Origin of the sequence: Bartonella australis AUST/NH1, from assembly GCF_000341355.1 — a bacterium.
Taxonomy (GTDB): domain Bacteria; phylum Pseudomonadota; class Alphaproteobacteria; order Rhizobiales; family Rhizobiaceae; genus Bartonella; species Bartonella australis.
In genome coordinates this window covers 778,295-797,336 of sequence record NC_020300.1, presented here as the reverse complement: position 1 = coordinate 797,336, position 19,042 = coordinate 778,295, and the positions used below count along the sequence as shown (strand labels likewise).

Below are 19,042 nucleotides of genomic sequence, written 5' to 3'. Positions count from 1 at the left end.
GGTAAACTGTAATCAATTTTAGCTTTTAAAATCAAATAATTATTTGCCTAAAACCTTAAGATGAACAAAGGATGTCGAAAAAATAGCTCCCACTTTTATACGCAATGGCACATATCGTCACATCTGTTATTTTTTATGAACGCAGCTTTACCGGATGTATCACTGATTTATTGAACCATAATTTAAATTGAATTATGATGTTGCACACTTTAATAAAGGAATATGCTTTTTATCCCCGAACTTTATCCTGCAAAACTCATTCGTCGTTATAAACGCTTCCTCGCTGAGGTCAGAACAAATGATCAACGCATCTTAACTGTTTCTGTTCCTAACACCGGTTCAATGCTTGGACTGACAACCCCTAATTTTAACGTTTGGCTTTCCTATAACAATAATTCTAAACGAAAATATCCCTATCGATTAGAAATTGTCGAAGCAGATAATACCTTGGTTGGCATTAACACGACTTTACCCAATCAACTTGCCCGGGAGGCAATTCAGTGTGGATTATTGCCCGAATTAAATGGATATAAAACAATTTTAAGTGAGCAGCGCTATGGTACACGATCCCGCATCGATTTCTTACTATGCGATGGCACTCTTCCTGAATGTTATTTAGAAGTAAAAAATGTTCATTTTATTCGGCAAAAAGGATTAGCAGAATTCCCTGATACAGTGACAAAGCGCGGCACACGTCACCTCGAAGAGCTTATAAAAATTGTACAGCGAGGAAAACGAGCAGCTATGCTTTACATAATTCAGAGAGAAGACTGCTCAGCTTTTGCGGTATGCCATGATCTTGACCCTGTTTATGGACGTAAATTTGATTTAGCGGTAAAATCAGGGGTAGAATTTTATGCTATAAAATGCCACGTAAGTGTGGAAGGTATCTTTCCGATTCATCGAGTGAAAATAGAAAATAGCAAAAAAAATGGCCAGTTACATTGAATACAATAAAGTACCTCCAAAATTTAACGGACAAATCCGTATCTTCGACGATTATGCTTTTGGTGAAATGCGCAAAGTTTGCCGTGTTGCTGCAGAATGCCTCGATGCACTTGTGGATATTATTAAGCCAGGTGTCACTACGCAAGAAATTGATGATTTTGTTTTTAGTTTTGGAGTTGAGCGGGGCGCCTTACCCGCTGATCTAAATTACCACGGATACAGCCACTCATGCTGTACATCCATCAATCACGTTGTTTGTCATGGCATACCAAATAAAAAATCTTTGCAAGAAGGCGATATTGTTAATGTTGATGTAACGTTTATCCTCAATAGCTGGCACGGAGATTCGAGCCGTATGTATCCTGTCGGGAAAATCAAGCGCGCCGCAGAACGCTTATTAAATGTAACCCATGAAAGCCTTATGAGAGGTATTGCCGCTGTAAAACCCGGTGCAACAATAGGCGATATTGGTGCAGCTATTCAGCGTTATGCAGAATCTGAACGCTGCTCAGTCGTGAGGGATTTTTGTGGACATGGTATCGGCCAGCTTTTTCACGATGCCCCCAATATTTTGCATTATGGAACACCGGGGGAAGGTGAAGAAATCAAAAAAGGTATGATATTCACAATTGAACCCATGATCAATCTCGGTAAACCTCAGGTCAAAATTTTATCCGATGGCTGGACTGCTGTTACACGTGACCGCTCTCTTAGTGCACAATATGAACATACAATTGGCGTAACAAGTGAAGGATGTGAGGTATTTACTTACTCTCCGAAAAATATTTTTTATATTTCAAATTCGTGTACTTAGATAAATGTAAAAATATCATGGCAAAACGATCAGATAAAAATGGAGTTGCTAAAAATAATTGCTCAAACTTAACCTTAGATGCTCCACTTAATTCAACGTCATCAACAAAAAGTGAAAAATTTAAAAAGAAAGCAGAGATCAATAAGTCTTATCAAGGACATCGTGAGCGTCTTCGTAAACGCTATTTAAAGATGAAAGGTAACGCAATTGAAGATTATGAATATCTCGAATTATTGCTTTTTCGTACCATCTTACGAGCAGACACAAAGCCAATAGCCAAAAATTTAATAGCACGTTTTGGTTCATTAGCTGAGGTACTAGGGGCTGATATCCACCGACTTCAAGAAGTTCAAGGGTGCGGTCCAGCTACCGCTATTGATCTGAAAATTATTTCAAGTGTTGCAGGACGCCTCGCCCGCGCGGAATTATCTAAACGTAATATTTTTTCATCATGGGATAAAGTATTAGCTTATTGTAAAGCCGTCATGGCTCATGAAACACGCGAGCAGTTTCGCGTTTTATTTCTTGATAAGAAAAACGGTCTGCTTTCTGATGAGGTACAACAAATTGGAACCATTGATCACACTCCCGTTTATCCTCGTGAAGTAGTCTCTAGAGCCTTGGAATTGTCTGCGTCAGGGCTTATCTTAGTTCACAATCACCCTTCAGGTGATGCTTCACCTTCTCAAGCCGATATATCAATGACCTACAGATTAAAAGACGCTGCCAATGCGCTAGAAATCACGGTCCACGACCATATTATTATCGCACGTAACAACTATACAAGCTTTAAAGAACTAAAGCTCATATAAAGAAAACTGAATCCGGTTACGAGAATACATTAATTTTTTAAATCGATATCTAATATTGCCATTGAAAAATTATAGGACAGTCCGTCTTCGTCTTCGTCGCGGTAAATCACACCCAAGAATTCATCTCTTATATAAACTTCACAGGAGTCATTCTTCTTTGGCCGAGCTTTTACCTGCAACGCTGAATTTTGGAATGTTGTTTTAAAATAACTGTCAAGTTTTTTGATTTCATCAGCATTCACTGCGCTCTCCTGCATTTTGAGATTATCAATAATTTTTTTCCGGCGGAGAAGACGATAAAATTTTCAATTACGTACTTCATGCTTTACAGCAAAATCCGGCCACAACACACTAAAACACCCATTACAATGATCTATACAAAGCTTCATATATCTACGCTCATGCGATATTTAATAGACGGCGATCGTACCTAAATATCTGACTTCCGCTTATCAATAAATGAGTTAATATATGACTTGCAACAATTTGTTCAAAATTTTTACGCAAAAAACATAAAAACACGCTAAATGCAATATTCTCCCGCCTCACAGCTTACAAATTTCGTACTGCAATAATGTAATTATAAGTAAAATTTTCGTAAGCCAAAAACGAAAAGACATCATCCCCTTCTTTAATCTTTGTAAATTATGAACGGCCCTTAAACCATAGGATGACGAGAAAGAAAATCGATAACACCTTTTTTATAAACTTTGTCTCCCACAGCGAGCATATGGTTTCGATTAGGAATTTGTAATACTTCACCGTGTGGTAGCAAAGCTGCCAGCGGCTCTGCTTGACCAGCAATCTCGTCCAAAGAGCCAACTGCAACGAGCGCGGGCCGCTTGATACTACGAATCTCAGACTCTGTTAATTCCTGTTTTGATGTCATAATACAAGCAGCTAAAGCCCGCTTATCACTTTTGGTTTGGTCCGCGAATTTACGAAACATTAGACCACGCGAATCGGCAATAGCCGAAACATCTTTTGCTAAAAGAGCTTCTGCGACAGGTTTCCAGTTACCTGCTCCTTTTACCATACCAATACCTAAGCCACCAAAGATCACACTATGCACATACGTCGGATGTAAAAGAGCCATAAATGCACTAATTCGAGCACCCATGGAATATCCCATAACATGGGCTTTGGGTAATCTTAAATGCTGAAGTAACCTGACCGCATCACTAGCCATAGCTGGCGGCATATAAAATGAAGGATCGTAACTTTTATCTGAATTACCGTGTCCGCGGTTATCAAGGGCAATAACGCGGTAACCCGCTTCAACAAGGCTACGAAACCAACCTGTTGCTTGCCAATTAACACGTGCAGAAGACGCAAAACCATGAATTAATAAAATGGGTGCGCCCTGCCCTTCTTCACGGTAAGCTAATCGCAAACCATCATGCTCAAAAAAACAAACATCTTCTGCTGTCATTTTTTATTACCCTTAATATTTCTCGTAAATAGCAGGATGGATGATACGTTGCCCTTTTTGTATTCGTTTATCAGCAACTTCACCAGCATTAATTTCGATAGCAAAGGCTGCAGGTACTTTTGACGAAATGATATCTTCAGAAAATGGACGAGCATTTTCAACAATTGAAACAATTATTCCCCTAGAATCTACAAACATCATATCCAAAGGTAAAGGTGTATCTGCCATCCACATAAGCATTTCCCGTTCATTTTCTGGTTTATCACTTATTACATTCCTGAATAGCATTGCGTGATCATGAGGAAAATCAGTACGATACATCAAGCCAGCTTTTGATTGAGCCTTTGAAAAAGCAAGCTCCACTTTATAAAAAATCGTTCCTTTCTCCGTTATTATCTTCAAAGGGATTGGGTCAACGGGAATTTTCATAAATTCTTTTGCTGTGCTCATATTTATACTCACGCAAAAAAACAGCAAAAAATGAATAAGTTGCCTTTTAAAAAAAATCAAAAACCATTTTCGTGAGCCAAAAACGAAAAAAATTAAGAATAAATAAAACAAGCACTCTATGATTAGAATCTAGTGCGTAGCAAATGGAAGAGCTATATCAGGATAAATCTCAGCAGCCATCAAACCTTTTTTTCCATTACCAAAACGTACGATAACAACTTGTCCTGGACGAAGTTCTGCCAAGCCAAAGCGACGCAATGTTTCCATATGAACAAAAATATCCTCTGTTCCTTGTCCCCGGCTCAAAAAACCAAAGCCTTTATCACGATTAAACCACTTAACAATTGCGCGCTCTAAACTACTTTCAGGAGTAACGACAACGTGCGTACGCACTGGAGTTTCTGACGGATGAAGAGCTGATGAGCAGTCAATAGACTTAACTTGAACACATTTCAATCCTCGCTCAGTTTTTTGTACAACACAAACAATCCTGGCGCCTTCCAAAGCCGCTTGAAAACCGTCCCGTCGCATTACGGTAACATGCAGTAATACATCAGGGAGTTCCAGTAAATCAGGCGCGATAAAACCGTACCCTTTGCTGCCATCAAACCATTTAATGACACCGCTAATTTCAATAACTTCGCTACAAACACCAAAATTGTCCTCAGACAGAGCACAATCTCTTAATGCATCCTTACTTATCATAATTAAACATGATCCTGTAGGTCTAAGTTTCGTAAATTGATTCTATATATTTAAGTAAACATTGCTCTTGCATTGACAAGCAAGCCCAAAGATAAGATTTCCCCACATTGTCGCACAAAATTTGCAGCGCCGGTCCATGAATTGTAAATATTGAGACAAAGCGCCTGATCTAATTTTTTACGTGGCTAAAAATAGCAAAAAACCTTAATATACAGTGGCTAATTTTGGGGCGTGTAACTTGCATGACAATAAAGTTCAAGGTAGAGTGCGTAGGAATCGGGATAAGCTATAAAAATCGCAGCCGCGGAAAATTCAGGAGAATGCACAATAATGAGGAAATTTTTTACCACAGCTGCTACAGTGATGGCATTTATAACAAGCGCTTATGCCAGCGATCCCATCAAAATTGGCGTGTACCTTCCATTAACAGGTCAAAATGCGTTTGGAGGCCAACTTGAGCTTGAAGGCGTACAGTTAGCTCACAAAAAAATGCCGGAAGTATTAGGGCGTAAGGTTGAGCTTATTATTATCGATAATAAATCTGATAAAGTAGAAGCGGCCAATGCCGTAATGCGCTTGACCGCGAGTGATAAAGTTAGCGGTATCATCGGAAGCTACGGTTCTTCGTTAGCATTAGCTGGCGGTGAAGTATCTGAAAAGGCCAAAACCCCCGCTGTAGCAACTTCAGCGACAAATCCACTGGTCACACAGGGCAAAAAATACTATTTCCGCGCATGCTTTACTGATTCTTATCAAGGTATGGGTGCCGCGACTTACGCTTTCCAAACCTTACATGCAAAAAAAGCAGCTATATTAAAAGATATATCGAGTGATTATGCAATCGGCCTCGCAAGCTATTTTAGTGCATCATTTAAAAAATTAGGGGGCGAAATTATTTCAAATTTAAATTACAATTCTGGGGATCAGGATTTTTCAGCAGCTCTCATACAAATTATAGCACAGGAGCCGGATGTTTTGTTTATGCCATCCTATTTTTCTGAAGGCGCAATTATCATGAAGCAGGCACGCGAGCTGGGCGCAAAATTTCATATTATGGGTGGCGATGCCATGGATAATCCAGAAACTATCGCAATTGCAGGGAAAGCCGCAGAGGGCTTTTTACATACAACACTTCCTTATGATGAAAATATGCCCAATATGTCAGAAGCTGCGCAAAAATTTACGAATGAATGGAAGGAAACTTACCCCGGTAAAGGGGCGAATATCAATTCTGTTTTAGGATATACTAGTTACTTAATGTTCGTGACAGCCATTAAAAACGCCGGCAGCGCAGATCGGGAAGCAATTACAACGGAACTTGGAAAATTAAAAGATTTTCAGACCCCTTTTGGTAATATGTCTATGGATGAAAATCATAATCCCCAAATGCCTATTGGTATAATTGAAATAAAGGATGGAAAACGCGTCTATCTGAATGAAATCGAACCAGCCATCTAAAAAATACCCTGAAGCAGCAATTCTCGAGTCAAAATATAGGATGTGGTTGAGGATTATTCTTTCAACTAAGCCTCTCAGGTGTCTTGCATTTTATCCTATATGAATTAACAAATACGGAGGAACAAGAGATGAGCACTGAAATGTTCATCCAGTATTTTTTTAATGCGCTAGCATTAGGATCTCTTTATGGGCTTATCGCAATTGGTTACACCATTGTCTATGGCATCTTGAGATTAATTAATTTTGCTCATGGTGATATCTTTATGCTGGGGGCATATTTTGTTTTCTTTTCTACAGTTAGTTTTATGCCTACCTGGGTCGCTATTTTGCTGCTATTGTGCGCAGTTCTAATGTATTATTCAGCATTTATAGGATTTAAAAAAAGGCCTAAAAATTATTGGATTGCTATTTTTCTTATTTTTATCTTGGGACTTGTCTACTATTCAAAAATTGCACCACAAAATTTTACACCAATTTGGATTTTATCCATTTGTTTTGCAATTTTTATTACGAGTGCAGTAGGCATTGCTATTGATTGGTTTGCTTACAAGCCCTTGCGTAATGCTCCGCGTATTTCGGGGCTTATCGGTGCGATTGGGATTTCTTTTCTCATCGAAAATCTTGCAACCATGATCTTTGGTGGTGTTCCAAAAGGTGTAAAGCAGCCAGATTTTCTTGTTGCACCAATTCAATTGCATTTGGGATCAGAGAAAATCATTCGAATTGTTCCTATGTCTCTCATCGTCCCTATTATTTCGTTCATTCTTGTTATTTTTTTGCTATGGATCATCAACAAAACGAGACCTGGCCTTGCTATGCGTGCGATTTCACATGATATTGAAACTACTCGTTTAATGGGTGTTTCTGTTGATAAAGTCATTGCATTCGCGTTTGCCGTAGGTTCTGGGCTAGCTGCTGTTGCAGGAATTATGTGGGCTTTGCGCTACCCGCAAATTCAGCCTTATATGGGCGTTCTTCCTGGATTAAAAGCTTTTATAGCCGCCGTTATCGGAGGTATCGGCTCAATTCCAGGAGCAATGCTTGGGGGATTATTGCTGGGATTTATTGAAATTATGGTTACAGCCTTCTTTCCGGCTTTATCCGGATATCGAGATGCTTTTGCATTCATCTTATTAATTCTTATCTTATTGATGATGCCTACTGGCTTAATGGGCAAAAAAAGTCAGGAGAAAATTTAATGGCGAGATCAGCTAAAATATTTTTATCAGTCATTGCTATTACAGTTTTTATCGGTTTCTTATTTTATGCTGAGAGTCATTTTAATGACTATACACTCCGTGTTATTAATCTTATCGCCATCAATGCTATATTAGCGATCTCGCTTAATTTAATTTACGGATTTACAGGTATGTTTTCTCTTGGGCATGCTGGTTTTATGGCAATTGGTGCTTATGTATGCGCAATTTTGCTCCTCTCTCCAGAACAAAAAGAAATGATGTGGATTCTCGAACCGATAGCCGAACCGCTGCAAAATTTACAGTTACCATTTTTTCCTGCCGTTCTTATAGGCGGCCTGTGTGCTGCAGTTATAGGTCTATTAATTACCTTACCTGTATTGCGCCTTGGAGGCGATTATCTTGGAATTGCAACTTTAGGTTTTTCGGAAATTATTCGCGTTGTCATTACCAATACCACATCCTTAACAAACGGTGCCTTAGGAATCAAAGGGATACCTCAAAAAGCTACATTGTGGTGGAATTATGGTTGGTTGGCATTTACGATTATCTTTGTTGCTCTTTTATTGCGCAGCAACACTGGCAATGTATTACGTGCTATCCGTGATGACGAAATTGCCGCGAAAACAATGGGGATTAATGCTTTTTTTTATCGCAGTTTTTCCTTCACTGTCGGTGCGTTTTTTGCGGGTATTGGGGGCGCATTAATGGCTTCTCTTATTTCGACTATCGACCCAAAAATGTTCAACTTTCTCCTCACCTTTAATATTTTGATGATTGTCGTCGCTGGCGGTCTCGGTTCTATTACAGGCAGTGTCGTTGGCAGCGTCGTTATTACAGTAATGCTTGAATGGCTTCGTATTATAGAAAATCCATTAAATTTTGGATTTATAAACATTCCTGGGATACCTGGTTTACGAATGGTCGTTTTTTCACTTTTACTGTTGGCAATTATCTTATTTTGGAGAAAAGGATTATTGGGCCAACATGAATTCTCGTGGAACGGAATTTATTGCTTTTTAACACGAAAAAAGCCCTCTAATAGTAAGAAAAATCATGAATAATACTATCCTTTCACTCAATAACGTTACGATGCGTTTTGGCGGATTGATTGCCGTAAATAATGTTAATATAGCTATAAAGCGTGGGACAATTACCGGGTTAATTGGCCCAAATGGTGCAGGAAAAACCACTGTTTTTAATATGGTTTCTGGTTTTTATGCTCCAACTGATGGAAAAATTTTGCTAAACGAGCAGAAAATTTGCGGGCTTCCACCTTATGCTATTTGTAAAAGCCGTATTGCGCGAACATTTCAAAATATTCGCCTTTTTTCAGGGTTAACAGTATTGCAAAATGTCATGGTGGGCGCTCATATCTGGCAGAAACAACCATGGTTCGCTTCAGCTCTATTTTTGCCAAATGCAATTAAAGAAAAAAATAAAATTTACAAAAGCTCGATGAAGCTTCTTAAACAGCTTCAGCTCGATCATCTCGCTGATCAGCGAGCAACTACTTTATCTTACGGCGCGCAACGACGTCTAGAAATAGCTCGTGCCTTAGCAACAAAACCAAAATTGCTTCTCCTTGATGAACCTGCAGCCGGTATGAACCCAAAAGAAAGCGAAGAACTCAGAGAATTTATAGAAAAAGTAAGAAAAGAATTCGATCTCACGATTTTGTTGATTGAGCATGATATGAAAGTTGTTATGGGACTTTGTCAGTATATTTGGGTGCTAGAACACGGCAGTTGCATCGCTAACGGCACGCCCGACAAAATCCGCGATAATCCCAAAGTCGTTGAAGCTTATCTTGGTGGAGATATACATGAATATTCTTGAAATTAAAAATCTCCATGTTCATTATGGCGCTATTAAAGCTGTTCAAGACCTTTCTATGTCTATACAAAAAGGAAGTATAGTGACTTTAATTGGCGCTAATGGAGCGGGAAAAAGCAGTACTGTGCGTTCTATTGTAGGGCTTAATAAGTCGATTCATGGAGAAATTATATATAAAGGTGAATCTATTATTCACAAACAGCCAGAGGAAATTTTGAGACTGGGCATCGCGCTTAGCCCCGAGGGGCGGCGTATTATACCACATCTTACCGTCTTAGAAAATCTGCAGCTAGGAGCGTATACTCGTAGTGATAAAGCTGGCGTTGCTCGTGATATTAAATGGATATTTGATCTATTCCCGCGTTTACGTGAAAGATGCAAGCAATTAAGTGGTACGATGTCAGGTGGCGAGCAGCAAATGCTAGCTGTAGGGCGTTCACTCATGAGCAATCCTGATGTAGTGATATTGGATGAGCCATCTCTCGGTTTGGCACCACTGCTTGTACGAGAAATTTTTTCAATTATTCAGAAAATTAATGACATGGGAAAAACTGTTCTTCTCATTGAACAAAACGCGTTCGCAGCACTTTCCGTTGCCGACTACGCTTATATTCTGGAAGTAGGAAAAATTCTCTTCCACGGTGAAGGTAAAGCCGTGCTTTCTGATCCACGAGTCAAAAAAGCCTACCTCGGCGGCTGAAAATACGGTACAATAACCGAGCTATATGTTTCATTAAGCAACGTTAACTTTTTGCGCTTTAAAAAATGCCTACCTCCCCTTTTAAATTTATTCTTTAAGGCCACCATTTTTCGGCCTTCAGCATCCCTGCTGCCTGTTCTATAATATACGCTATCTGGAAAATTATTTCTTCAGCAAAAGGCTTACCGATCAATTGCAATCCCAACGGCAAACCATTTGACGATAAACCCGCGGGGACAGATACCCCTGGTAAGCCCGCCATGTTAACTGGCACAGTACAAATATCATTAAGATACATTGCCACAGTGTCGTCTTTTATCCTTTTATCTGCAATTCCGAAAGCCGGTGTCGGGGTTGTGGGTGTTAAAATGGCATCAATACCAGAAGAAAAACATTGATCAAAATCACGTTTAATTAATGTTCGTACTTTTTGAGCTTTAAGATAGCACGAATCGTAACAATCCGCTGAGAGGACGTAGGTCCCAATCAAAATACGCCGTTTAACTTCGTAACCAAAACCAACTGATCGGGTATTTTCATACATTGCGGTGATGTCTTTTCCCGGAACACGAAGCCCAAAACGGACGCCATCATAGCGAGCTAAATTAGAAGATGCTTCTGCCGGAGCTACAATATAATAAGCAGGTAAGGCGTATTTTGTGTGAGGTAACGAGACGTCGATAATCTCAGCCCCCGCTTCTTTCAACCAAAGAATCCCTTTCTGCCAAAGCTCAATAATCTCGGGAGGCATCCTCTCCATATAATATTCTTGTGGAATACCAATTTTCATTCCTTTGATTGATTGGCCAATATAACTTTCATAATCGGGTACCGGTAAATTAACCGAAGTTGAATCTTTATCGTCAAAAGAAGCCATTGATTTAAGCATGATAGCACAATCACGAACATCCCGCCCGATAGGCCCTGCTTGGTCAAATGACGAAGCATATGCGATCACTCCCCAACGCGAACATCGTCCATAAGTTGGCTTTATGCCCACAGTACCAGTGAAAGCCGCGGGTTGGCGTATCGATCCTCCGGTATCGGTTGCCATTGCGCCTGCACAAAGCCGTGCCGCAACGGCGGCCGCCGAACCACCTGACGATCCGCCTGGTACAAGATCCTCATCTGCCCCTTTTTTCCGCCATGGATTAATCACTGGCCCATAATACGACGTTTCGTTAGACGATCCCATGGCAAACTCGTCCATATTAAGCTTACCTAGCATAACCGCTCCATCTTTCCATAAATTAGCGGTTACAGTTGATTCGTATTCCGGTTTAAAACCATCGAGGATATATGAACAAGCCTGTGTGTGAATACCCCGTGTTGCAAAGAGATCTTTAATTCCAAGAGGTATTCCCTCCAAAATACCAGCCTGCCCTTTAGCAAAGCGATCATCTGATTTAGCGGCCATTTTTAGCGCCTGTTCCGCGACTATTGCTACATAAGCATTTAAAATTGGATTAGCTAATTCAATTGCTTTTAAGTAAGCTTCAGTTAACTCAACTGCCTTAAAATCTCCCTTTGTTAAAGCGTCACGGGCTTGCGCAATTGTTAAGGTTGTTAAATCTGTCATATTAATTCTCAAATTATAGAGTATAAAAAATTACTCGACGATTTTTGGGACAAGAAAGAAATTTTCTTCTGTTGCAGGCGCATTTGCCATAATATCCGCCACTTTATTACCGTCCGTGACGACGTCTTTGCGCATTCGTAAAGTCGCTTCCACAACCGATATCGATGGCTCAATCCCACTGACGTCGACCTCGTCCAATTGTTCTATAAAACCTAAAATGGTATTGAGCTCTTTTGTTATACGCTCTGCCTCATCATCATGGACAGCAATACGCGCCAAACGCGCTACCCGCTTGACTGTCTTATCGTCAACAGACATATTGTTGCCTTTCTGCTTGAATTTTATCCCGATGTTAATCTATGTACTCTTTAGGCTATACAGTCCCGCGTCCATAAGCGCAAGAACATTGATGCGCACACTAAAAACTCGCTGAAAATATTAACCTATACTATTAACGCACCCAGTTATAAACTCCATGACAATTATTAGCATAAACGAGGTTACCGCGCATCTTTTATCTGGGCAAACAGTGGCAGGTTTAGATTTAGGCACGAAAACTATTGGCATTGCTATTTCCGATATCAGTTTGATGTTTTCGAATCCGCGCCCTGTTATTCAACGGAAAAAGTTTACACTCGATGCTCACGCACTTGTAAAGATTTTTAATAACGAAAATGTAGGCGCCGCCGTCATCGGTCTACCCATCAATATGGATGGAAGTAACGGCCCACGCGTCCAGGCTACTAAAACTTTTGTCAAAAATATGACAATATATACAAGAATTCCCTTCGTTTTTTGGGATGAACGATTATCGACAATCGCCGCGCAACGCTGCCTTTTAGAAATGGATGTATCACGCTCTAAAAGGCCAAACCGCATCGATTCAGCCGCTGCTGCTTTTATACTGCAAGGTGCTCTTGATAGAATTCAGATTCTGAATCATACAGATGGATAAAGAATATCCAATAACCGTCCTGCATTATACCGCGCAATCAGCATACCATAAGATGATCTCCATTGCCCTCCAAGGCGACTTTCCATATAGGCATTTGAAACATCCTCCATCCCCGTATAACGTAACGATGCAGCCGCAGTTGCGTACGCTACTTGCTCAACAAAAAACCTACCTGCTCCCTCATTTGTTAACGCCATACGTGCAGCAGAATTGATAATTTCAATTGCTCGTGGACCGGCTGGTCCAATATCAGTTGCGATTTCTTCTAATAATTGCTGAAATAACCCAGGTGCTTTATCGGCTATCAGAACTGCATCCTTCGCTAATTGATTAGCACTACTATTTCTAACTATCCGCGCAGGCCCATCACGTAACATTTGCGATAATGGATTGCCCTCTATGAAGCTTTCTAAGCCAAGTTGTGCAATAATTTCGCCAATAATAGGGACAATCAACTGACTTACATGATAAACAATGATGGGCGTCATGATACGCGCAAAAGCTGCTTCAGCGCAATTATTTGCAGCATTATCAAAAGCTCGTGCTAAACGCATAACCAATGCTTGTGAAGCAGCGACGTCGAGTGCAATATCGGCAAAAATACGTTCTGCCAATGCAGGAAAAGGCTGTTTTGGCATTCTCTGCCGAAAAAAATCAACGCCAAATTGAAGCGCTGCTCGCAAAATACCGACTGATACTACGGACTGATCGAAACGCATCATGGTCTCGATATCCTTGATTACTTTATCTCCTTCCCCGACGTTACCCAAAAGCCAACCATGACTCCCTCGAAAATTAACACATCCCTCTGAAACTGAACATTCTCCGGAACGCTCTACTAAATGGCAAATCGATATAGTGCCATTTAATGCGCCATTTTCTTGTATACGCGGAACTAAAAAACAGCTTAAACAACCATCTAATTCGGCACTAACGAGATATCCATCTGCCATAGGATTAATAACATTGGTTTTTGTGACATATAAACAATACAGATCGCGCTCCATTTTTTCATCAAAAGAAACTTTTTGAGCGGCTGAAAAATTGGAAAAGCGCCTTTCACTTGTTTCAACATCATCGAAAGCACAAGTGAGTGAAGCCCCCATTTTATCAAGAATAGGTTTTGGCGATAAATCGTACCGGCGTGATAAAAGTATATTTTGCCATTTTTGAAATAATTCAATATCACCAATTAATGCCGCAATAACCGCGCTTGTTACAGTAATTTCATTTAAATGTCCCGTTTCTAAGCCAGCTAATAAAGCTAAACGGATGGCCCGTGCTTGATAACGTACTCCAGTTTCTGAAGTTATATCTTCCCATAACGAAGTAACCAAACCCGCCTCTCTTGAGTACCGTTGAAGAGCGTGATAAGCGGGATGTATCTCTAATTGCCCTGCTAACTGACCCCATTTTTTATCGTAGCGTAATACTGGACGGTAGCGATTCGCTAAACGAGAAAAATCTTTTGCTTCGTAACTCGATACAAAATTTCCTATTTTTTCAAAACTTTCTAACAAAGATGCAGGAAACGTAGATGCGATACGAAACATAAGTGTATCGTCAAGAAATGCATTTTTCTGGTCTGCTCTCTGCGTAAACACAGCGCTCATAAGATATATATCCCTAAATACTAAACCATTTATATCATAGACTATTTGTCTTTTTGTGGTTAAAAACATTTGTTACACTCAAACAGGTGCCCGTTTAAGCTTTTTAGAGATCTATAGAAAAGAATGCTATGATTCAAAATACTTTTTTTCCAATTTTTCCACACAGACATCTTTTGGATATTAGGAGCCTCAGTGTACAAGATCTCAATATATTGCTTGATCGTGCAGACGCAAATGTCCTCTTTTCCAAGAAAATTGACAAAAAAAGAACTATATTACGTGGACGTACTCAGATTAACCTCTTCTTCGAAGCTTCTACACGAACGCAATCCTCTTTTGAATTAGCCGGTAAGCGGTTAGGAGCAGATGTAATGAATATGGCTATTAGCAATTCATCCGTAAAAAAAGGGGAAACATTGATCGATACGGCGACAACTCTCAATGCAATGAAGCCTGATATATTGGTCGTTCGCCATAATTGCGCTGGAGCGGCCACCCTTTTAGCACAAAAAGTTGATTGTTGTGTAGTTAACGCAGGCGACGGTGCACATGAACATCCAACGCAAGCTTTATTGGACGCTTTAACCATTAAAAAAACAAAAGGCCGTATCGAAGGATTAACTGTTGCAATTTGCGGTGATATTCTACATTCACGTGTTGCGCGTTCCAATATCATCAGCCTCAATGCTTTAGGTGCGCGTGTGCGCGTTGTTGCTCCTTCAACGCTGCTCCCTGCTGGAATCTCAGATATGAGCGTTGAGGTTTTTAATACTATGAGGAAAGGTCTTGAAGGCGTCGATGTCATTATGATGTTACGTCTGCAACGTGAGCGTATGGCAGGTGCTTTCGTTCCCTCCGTTCGTGAATATTTTCACCATTTTGGATTACATAAAGAAAACTTAGCTTATGCTAAAGATGATTGCATTATCATGCATCCCGGCCCAATAAATCGTGGCATAGAAATTGACTCTGACATAGCAGATGGAAAACAAAGTATGATTCATACACAAGTAGAAATGGGGATTGCTGTGCGCATGGCTGTCATGGAAGCTTTATTGGATCCCCGGCATAATTGGAGAAAAGAAAAAAATGACAAGGTCGATGGTTTTTCAAAACGCCCGTGTTGTTGACCCCTCGCGCGCAATCGACGAAATTGGTACGATTATAGTCGAAAATGGGCTCATTATAGCTTCTGGAAAAGAAGCTCTAAATCAGGGGATACCTGAAGGAGCGGAAATTATCGACGCGCGAAATAAAACAATTTTACCTGGACTTGTTGATGCTCGGGTTTTTGTCGGTGAACCAGGAGCAGAGCACCGTGAAACAATAGCTTCAGCGAGTCAGTCTGCTGCTGCAGGTGGTATCACTTCTTTCCTCATGATGCCTGATACACAACCGGTGATTGATAATGTAGCGCTCGTCAAATTTATTACGCGCACGACACATGAAATGTCGCTGGTCAATATTCATCCTGTTGCCGCTATTACACAAGGTTTAAAAGGGCAAGAAATAACTGAATTTGGCTTATTAAAAGATGCAGGTGCAGTCGCATTCAGTGAGGGGAAAAAAACGCTTCAAAACTCAGCTATTATTCGCCGGGCCATGACTTACGCTCGCGACTTCGACATTACATTAATTCACGAAACTCAGGATAAAGATCTTGTAGGCCAAGGAGTCATGAATGAAGGCCTTTTAGCTAGTTGGCTTGGTCTTCCTGGAGTGCCACGCGAAGCGGAAGTGATTCCATTAGAAAGAGATCTGCGATTATCTGCGTTAACAGAGGCACGCTACCACGCCGCACAAATATCGACAGCCCTGTCTGCTGATGCTATTCGTTTGGCAAAGCAGCGTAATACAAAAATTTCAGCGGGCGTGTCCATCAATCATTTGTCGCTTAACGAAAATGATATCGGTGAATATCGTACCTTTTTTCGCTTAACTCCCCCATTGCGCGCAGAAGAAGATCGTATAGCGATGATCGAAGCAATCAAAGACAGAACGATAGATATTATCGTTTCTTCTCATGATCCCCAAGATGTTGATACAAAACGTCTACCATTTCAAGATGCTGAAGCCGGCGCTGTTGGCATGGAAACTTTATTAAGCGCAGCTTTACGCCTTTATCACAGCGAGTCAGTGTCTCTTCTTCGACTAGTTGAACTTTTATCAACGGCACCTGCAAAACTCTTCGGTATCAACGCAGGGACACTCAAAAAAGGTGCTCACGCAGATCTTCTTTTGGTTGATCTTGATGAACCATGGATATTGTCTGCGGATATGCTGCATTCACGCTCGAAAAATACGCCATTTGAGAATGCGCGCTTTCAAGGGCGCGTCCTCCAAACTTTTGTTAAAGGCCGGTCGGTATTTAAGCTCGATCAACAAATCAAATGAGATTCTCAATGGGTGACGCAGAAACACTTTTTCAATTCCGTATATTTTTCATCTTTTTGGTATCATATCTCCTCGGTTCTATTCCGTTTGGGTTGCTTTTTACGCGATTTGCTAAGCTTGGCGATATAAGGACGATTGGTTCTAAAAATATTGGCGCTACAAATGTTTTACGGACAGGGAATAAAAAAATCGCCGCTCTTACTCTACTTTGCGACATACTGAAAGGAACTATTGCTGTTCTGATTGCAAAATTCTTAATTCATCTAGCAGAAGACGATGTCATTGTTATATTGGCTGGTTTTTTTGCTTTTTTAGGACATCTCTTTCCGATATGGCTGAAATTTAAAGGTGGAAAAGGCGTTGCCACTTATCTAGGTATATGCTTAGGTTTTTGTTGGCCGCTAGCGATTATTTTTGCCATTGTTTGGGCTACAACTTTTTTGCTTACGCGCTATTCTTCGTTATCTGCAATCATTACTGTTATCATTGTTCCAGTTTTTACTTATTTTTTTTCTCCTGGTCTCTATTCTAATTGCGTAATGATTGCGATGAGCGTACTCGTAATTGTAAAACATCACACAAATATTAGTAGGCTATTAATCGGGAAAGAAAGTAAACTTGGTGGTAAAAAAAGGAACAGATAGAGGAATTCCGCTCACTGATCATCAACGTTTAAACTGGCTGAGGTTATTGCGGAGCGAGAATGTTGGATCAGTTACTTTTCGTAATTTGATTGACCATTACAAAACAGCCGAAAATGCTCTAGCTGCACTCCCTGAGCTCAGTAAAAAAGGCGGTCTTAGCGCGCCTATACGAGTAGCAACATTAAAAGATGCTGAACGAGAAATGGAAAAAGCCGAAAAATTGGGTATTCAGTTTATCGGTGTCGGAGAACCGGATTACCCGCCATTTCTCAAGGTAACGGAAGCGTCACCGCCACTTATTGCCATAAAAGGTAATTCTGCGGCTTTTCATAAACCCTCGGTCGGGATCGTTGGTTCCCGAAATGCTTCAGCAGCTGGCAAAAAATTAGCAGCCCAATTTGCTCATTTCCTTGGTAAGGCTGGCTTCACAATTATTTCTGGACTCGCACGTGGAATCGACAGTGTCGCTCATCAAGCAAGCCTCTCGACAGGTACAATCGCGGTCATGGCTGGTGGCATCGATCATATCTACCCTCCTGAAAATAAAAAACTTTATGATGATATTATCGCCAATGGAGGAGCAATTATCAGCGAAATGCCGATTAATTGGAGGCCCCGCGCCATCGATTTTCCAAGAAGAAATCGGATTATAGCAGGTTTATCACTTGGTCTTTTAGTAGCGGAAGCAGCGATGCGATCCGGCTCCCTAATCACAGCCCGCTACGCCGCTGAGATAGGGCGATTAATTTTCGCCATCCCAGGCTCCCCACTTGATCCAAGGTCCATTGGCACAAATAACCTTATCAAAGAAGGCGCTTTGCTGTCCGCGCATCCTTCTGATATTGTAGAAGCGCTTACGCCGTTAATTCCAAATACAGCTAACCCGCAACTGAACTTTTTTGAAGAACCACCTCCGCCAGAGAATCTTAGCTCACCTAATATAAGGATCGATAAGCCTCTTTTAATTGAAGACGACGCAGAGCGCGCAGCTGTCCTTTCAGCTCTCTCATCAGCTCCAATTGACTTAGATACTCTCAGCGCTCACTCAGGTGTTTCCCTGCAAAATCTTTACCTCTTGTTGATCGAACTCGATCTTGCCGGGAAGCTTATTCGGCATTCCGGTGGTTATGTGTCATTGTCGGGTTCGAATCTTCGCCAAGAGCCTCAGCTTTATTAATGATACTTTGCCCCTCTTCGGCCACCATATCCAAAAGCAGTGCCAAAAGCGGGCTATGAGCTTGACGAGCCATCTGATTCATTTGTTTTGACATATCCGTGATATATTGGATAACTTTTAAATGATCTATAAGCATAATCTTCTATCCTTGAGCATTCTCCCCACCTCTCAATAGACGTCATTTTAGTATTTCGCCGTATGCTTTTTATGCTAGCTGTGGAAAATAAGCCGTACTATTTTTTATAAGGTGCATTTTAAATAATAACAATTAAAAGTTGTATAATATAATTTTTTTTATGTGCTTTTGACCAATTGTCATTAGCTATTCA

General features: G+C 40.6%; 21 protein-coding genes. 13 read left to right on the top strand and 8 right to left on the bottom strand.

Annotated elements, in window-relative coordinates; translation table 11 throughout:
- Positions 1-222 precede the first annotated feature (222 nt).
- Genes sfsA through radC form a run of 3 tightly spaced genes read left to right on the top strand, consistent with a single transcriptional unit; the run spans position 223 to position 2,574 of the window.
- Positions 223-948 (top strand): DNA/RNA nuclease SfsA, encoded by a 726-nt coding sequence (gene sfsA / locus BANH1_RS03390; protein ID WP_015398023.1) that lies wholly within the window; start codon positions 223-225, stop codon positions 946-948.
- A complete protein-coding gene (gene map / locus BANH1_RS03385) occupies positions 932-1,762 on the top strand; it encodes a type I methionyl aminopeptidase (RefSeq protein ID WP_015398022.1) in 831 nt (276 codons plus the stop codon). The genes sfsA and map overlap by 17 nt, the downstream gene beginning before the upstream one ends.
- 17 nt (positions 1,763-1,779) lie before the next feature.
- Positions 1,780-2,574, top strand: coding sequence for a RadC family protein (gene radC, locus BANH1_RS03380; protein ID WP_015398021.1), 795 nt, complete (start codon positions 1,780-1,782; stop codon positions 2,572-2,574).
- Positions 2,575-2,603: 29 nt separating this feature from the next.
- Here radC and BANH1_RS03375 read toward each other — a convergent pair whose 3' ends face one another.
- The 4 genes from BANH1_RS03375 to BANH1_RS03360 all read right to left on the bottom strand — a co-directional run bounded on the left by BANH1_RS03375 (position 2,604) and on the right by BANH1_RS03360 (position 5,161).
- Entirely contained in the window at positions 2,604-2,816 is a 213-nt protein-coding gene (locus tag BANH1_RS03375) for a DUF3126 family protein (RefSeq protein WP_015398020.1), read from the bottom strand.
- A 416-nt stretch (positions 2,817-3,232) separates the two neighbouring features.
- Positions 3,233-4,006: an alpha/beta fold hydrolase gene (locus BANH1_RS03370; RefSeq protein ID WP_015398019.1), complete on the bottom strand. Its 774-nt coding sequence runs from the start codon at positions 4,004-4,006 to the stop codon at positions 3,233-3,235.
- 12 nt (positions 4,007-4,018) lie between these two features.
- Positions 4,019-4,456 carry a DUF192 domain-containing protein gene (locus BANH1_RS03365; RefSeq protein WP_144050535.1) on the bottom strand — a complete coding sequence of 146 codons (438 nt, stop codon included), beginning with the start codon at positions 4,454-4,456 and terminating at the stop codon, positions 4,019-4,021.
- 129 nt (positions 4,457-4,585) lie between these two features.
- Positions 4,586-5,161: a cold-shock protein gene (locus BANH1_RS03360; RefSeq protein WP_015398017.1), complete on the bottom strand. Its 576-nt coding sequence runs from the start codon at positions 5,159-5,161 to the stop codon at positions 4,586-4,588.
- A 330-nt stretch (positions 5,162-5,491) separates the two neighbouring features.
- Here BANH1_RS03360 and BANH1_RS03355 point away from each other — a divergent pair, with 330 nt between their 5' ends.
- The 5 genes from BANH1_RS03355 to BANH1_RS03335 all read left to right on the top strand — a co-directional run bounded on the left by BANH1_RS03355 (position 5,492) and on the right by BANH1_RS03335 (position 10,351).
- Positions 5,492-6,619 carry an ABC transporter substrate-binding protein gene (locus BANH1_RS03355; protein ID WP_015398016.1) on the top strand — a complete coding sequence of 376 codons (1,128 nt, stop codon included), beginning with the start codon at positions 5,492-5,494 and terminating at the stop codon, positions 6,617-6,619.
- Between the two features lie 128 nt (positions 6,620-6,747).
- Positions 6,748-7,818 (top strand): branched-chain amino acid ABC transporter permease, encoded by a 1,071-nt coding sequence (locus tag BANH1_RS03350; RefSeq protein ID WP_015398015.1) that lies wholly within the window; start codon positions 6,748-6,750, stop codon positions 7,816-7,818.
- Positions 7,818-8,879: a branched-chain amino acid ABC transporter permease gene (locus BANH1_RS03345; protein ID WP_015398014.1), complete on the top strand. Its 1,062-nt coding sequence runs from the start codon at positions 7,818-7,820 to the stop codon at positions 8,877-8,879. The genes BANH1_RS03350 and BANH1_RS03345 overlap by 1 nt, the downstream gene beginning before the upstream one ends.
- Positions 8,872-9,654, top strand: a complete 783-nt coding sequence (locus tag BANH1_RS03340) for an ABC transporter ATP-binding protein (protein ID WP_015398013.1) — start codon at positions 8,872-8,874, stop codon at positions 9,652-9,654. Before BANH1_RS03345 ends, BANH1_RS03340 begins: the two co-directional genes overlap by 8 nt.
- Positions 9,641-10,351: an ABC transporter ATP-binding protein gene (locus BANH1_RS03335; protein ID WP_015398012.1), complete on the top strand. Its 711-nt coding sequence runs from the start codon at positions 9,641-9,643 to the stop codon at positions 10,349-10,351. The genes BANH1_RS03340 and BANH1_RS03335 overlap by 14 nt, the downstream gene beginning before the upstream one ends.
- Positions 10,352-10,445: 94 nt before the next feature.
- Here BANH1_RS03335 and gatA read toward each other — a convergent pair whose 3' ends face one another.
- Entirely contained in the window at positions 10,446-11,930 is a 1,485-nt protein-coding gene (gatA, locus tag BANH1_RS03330) for an Asp-tRNA(Asn)/Glu-tRNA(Gln) amidotransferase subunit GatA (protein WP_015398011.1), read from the bottom strand.
- A gap of 30 nt (positions 11,931-11,960) precedes the next feature.
- Positions 11,961-12,248, bottom strand: a complete 288-nt coding sequence (gene gatC, locus BANH1_RS03325) for an Asp-tRNA(Asn)/Glu-tRNA(Gln) amidotransferase subunit GatC (RefSeq protein WP_015398010.1) — start codon at positions 12,246-12,248, stop codon at positions 11,961-11,963.
- Positions 12,249-12,405: 157 nt separating this feature from the next.
- On the opposite strand from gatC, the gene ruvX reads away from it, so the two are divergent.
- Positions 12,406-12,885: a Holliday junction resolvase RuvX gene (gene ruvX / locus BANH1_RS03320; RefSeq protein WP_015398009.1), complete on the top strand. Its 480-nt coding sequence runs from the start codon at positions 12,406-12,408 to the stop codon at positions 12,883-12,885.
- On the opposite strand, the gene BANH1_RS03315 is transcribed toward ruvX, so the two are convergent.
- Positions 12,870-14,498 carry an acyl-CoA dehydrogenase family protein gene (locus BANH1_RS03315; protein ID WP_041583220.1) on the bottom strand — a complete coding sequence of 543 codons (1,629 nt, stop codon included), beginning with the start codon at positions 14,496-14,498 and terminating at the stop codon, positions 12,870-12,872. The two genes, ruvX and BANH1_RS03315, sit on opposite strands and share 16 nt — an antisense overlap.
- 128 nt (positions 14,499-14,626) lie before the next feature.
- Here BANH1_RS03315 and BANH1_RS03310 point away from each other — a divergent pair, with 128 nt between their 5' ends.
- The 4 genes from BANH1_RS03310 to dprA are packed head-to-tail and all read left to right on the top strand — an operon-like array spanning position 14,627 to position 18,713.
- Positions 14,627-15,628, top strand: coding sequence for an aspartate carbamoyltransferase catalytic subunit (locus BANH1_RS03310; protein ID WP_015398007.1), 1,002 nt, complete (start codon positions 14,627-14,629; stop codon positions 15,626-15,628).
- On the top strand, positions 15,588-16,892 hold the full coding sequence (locus BANH1_RS03305; protein ID WP_015398006.1) for a dihydroorotase: 1,305 nt from the start codon (positions 15,588-15,590) through the stop codon (positions 16,890-16,892). Before BANH1_RS03310 ends, BANH1_RS03305 begins: the two co-directional genes overlap by 41 nt.
- A gap of 8 nt (positions 16,893-16,900) precedes the next feature.
- Positions 16,901-17,536 carry a glycerol-3-phosphate 1-O-acyltransferase PlsY gene (gene plsY, locus BANH1_RS03300; protein ID WP_015398005.1) on the top strand — a complete coding sequence of 212 codons (636 nt, stop codon included), beginning with the start codon at positions 16,901-16,903 and terminating at the stop codon, positions 17,534-17,536.
- Positions 17,514-18,713: a DNA-processing protein DprA gene (gene dprA, locus BANH1_RS03295; RefSeq protein ID WP_015398004.1), complete on the top strand. Its 1,200-nt coding sequence runs from the start codon at positions 17,514-17,516 to the stop codon at positions 18,711-18,713. Before plsY ends, dprA begins: the two co-directional genes overlap by 23 nt.
- On the opposite strand, the gene BANH1_RS07535 is transcribed toward dprA, so the two are convergent.
- Complete coding sequence (locus tag BANH1_RS07535) at positions 18,643-18,849, bottom strand: hypothetical protein (RefSeq protein ID WP_083878117.1); 207 nt, start codon at positions 18,847-18,849, stop codon at positions 18,643-18,645. The two genes, dprA and BANH1_RS07535, sit on opposite strands and share 71 nt — an antisense overlap.
- Between the last annotated feature and the right edge of the window lie 193 nt (positions 18,850-19,042).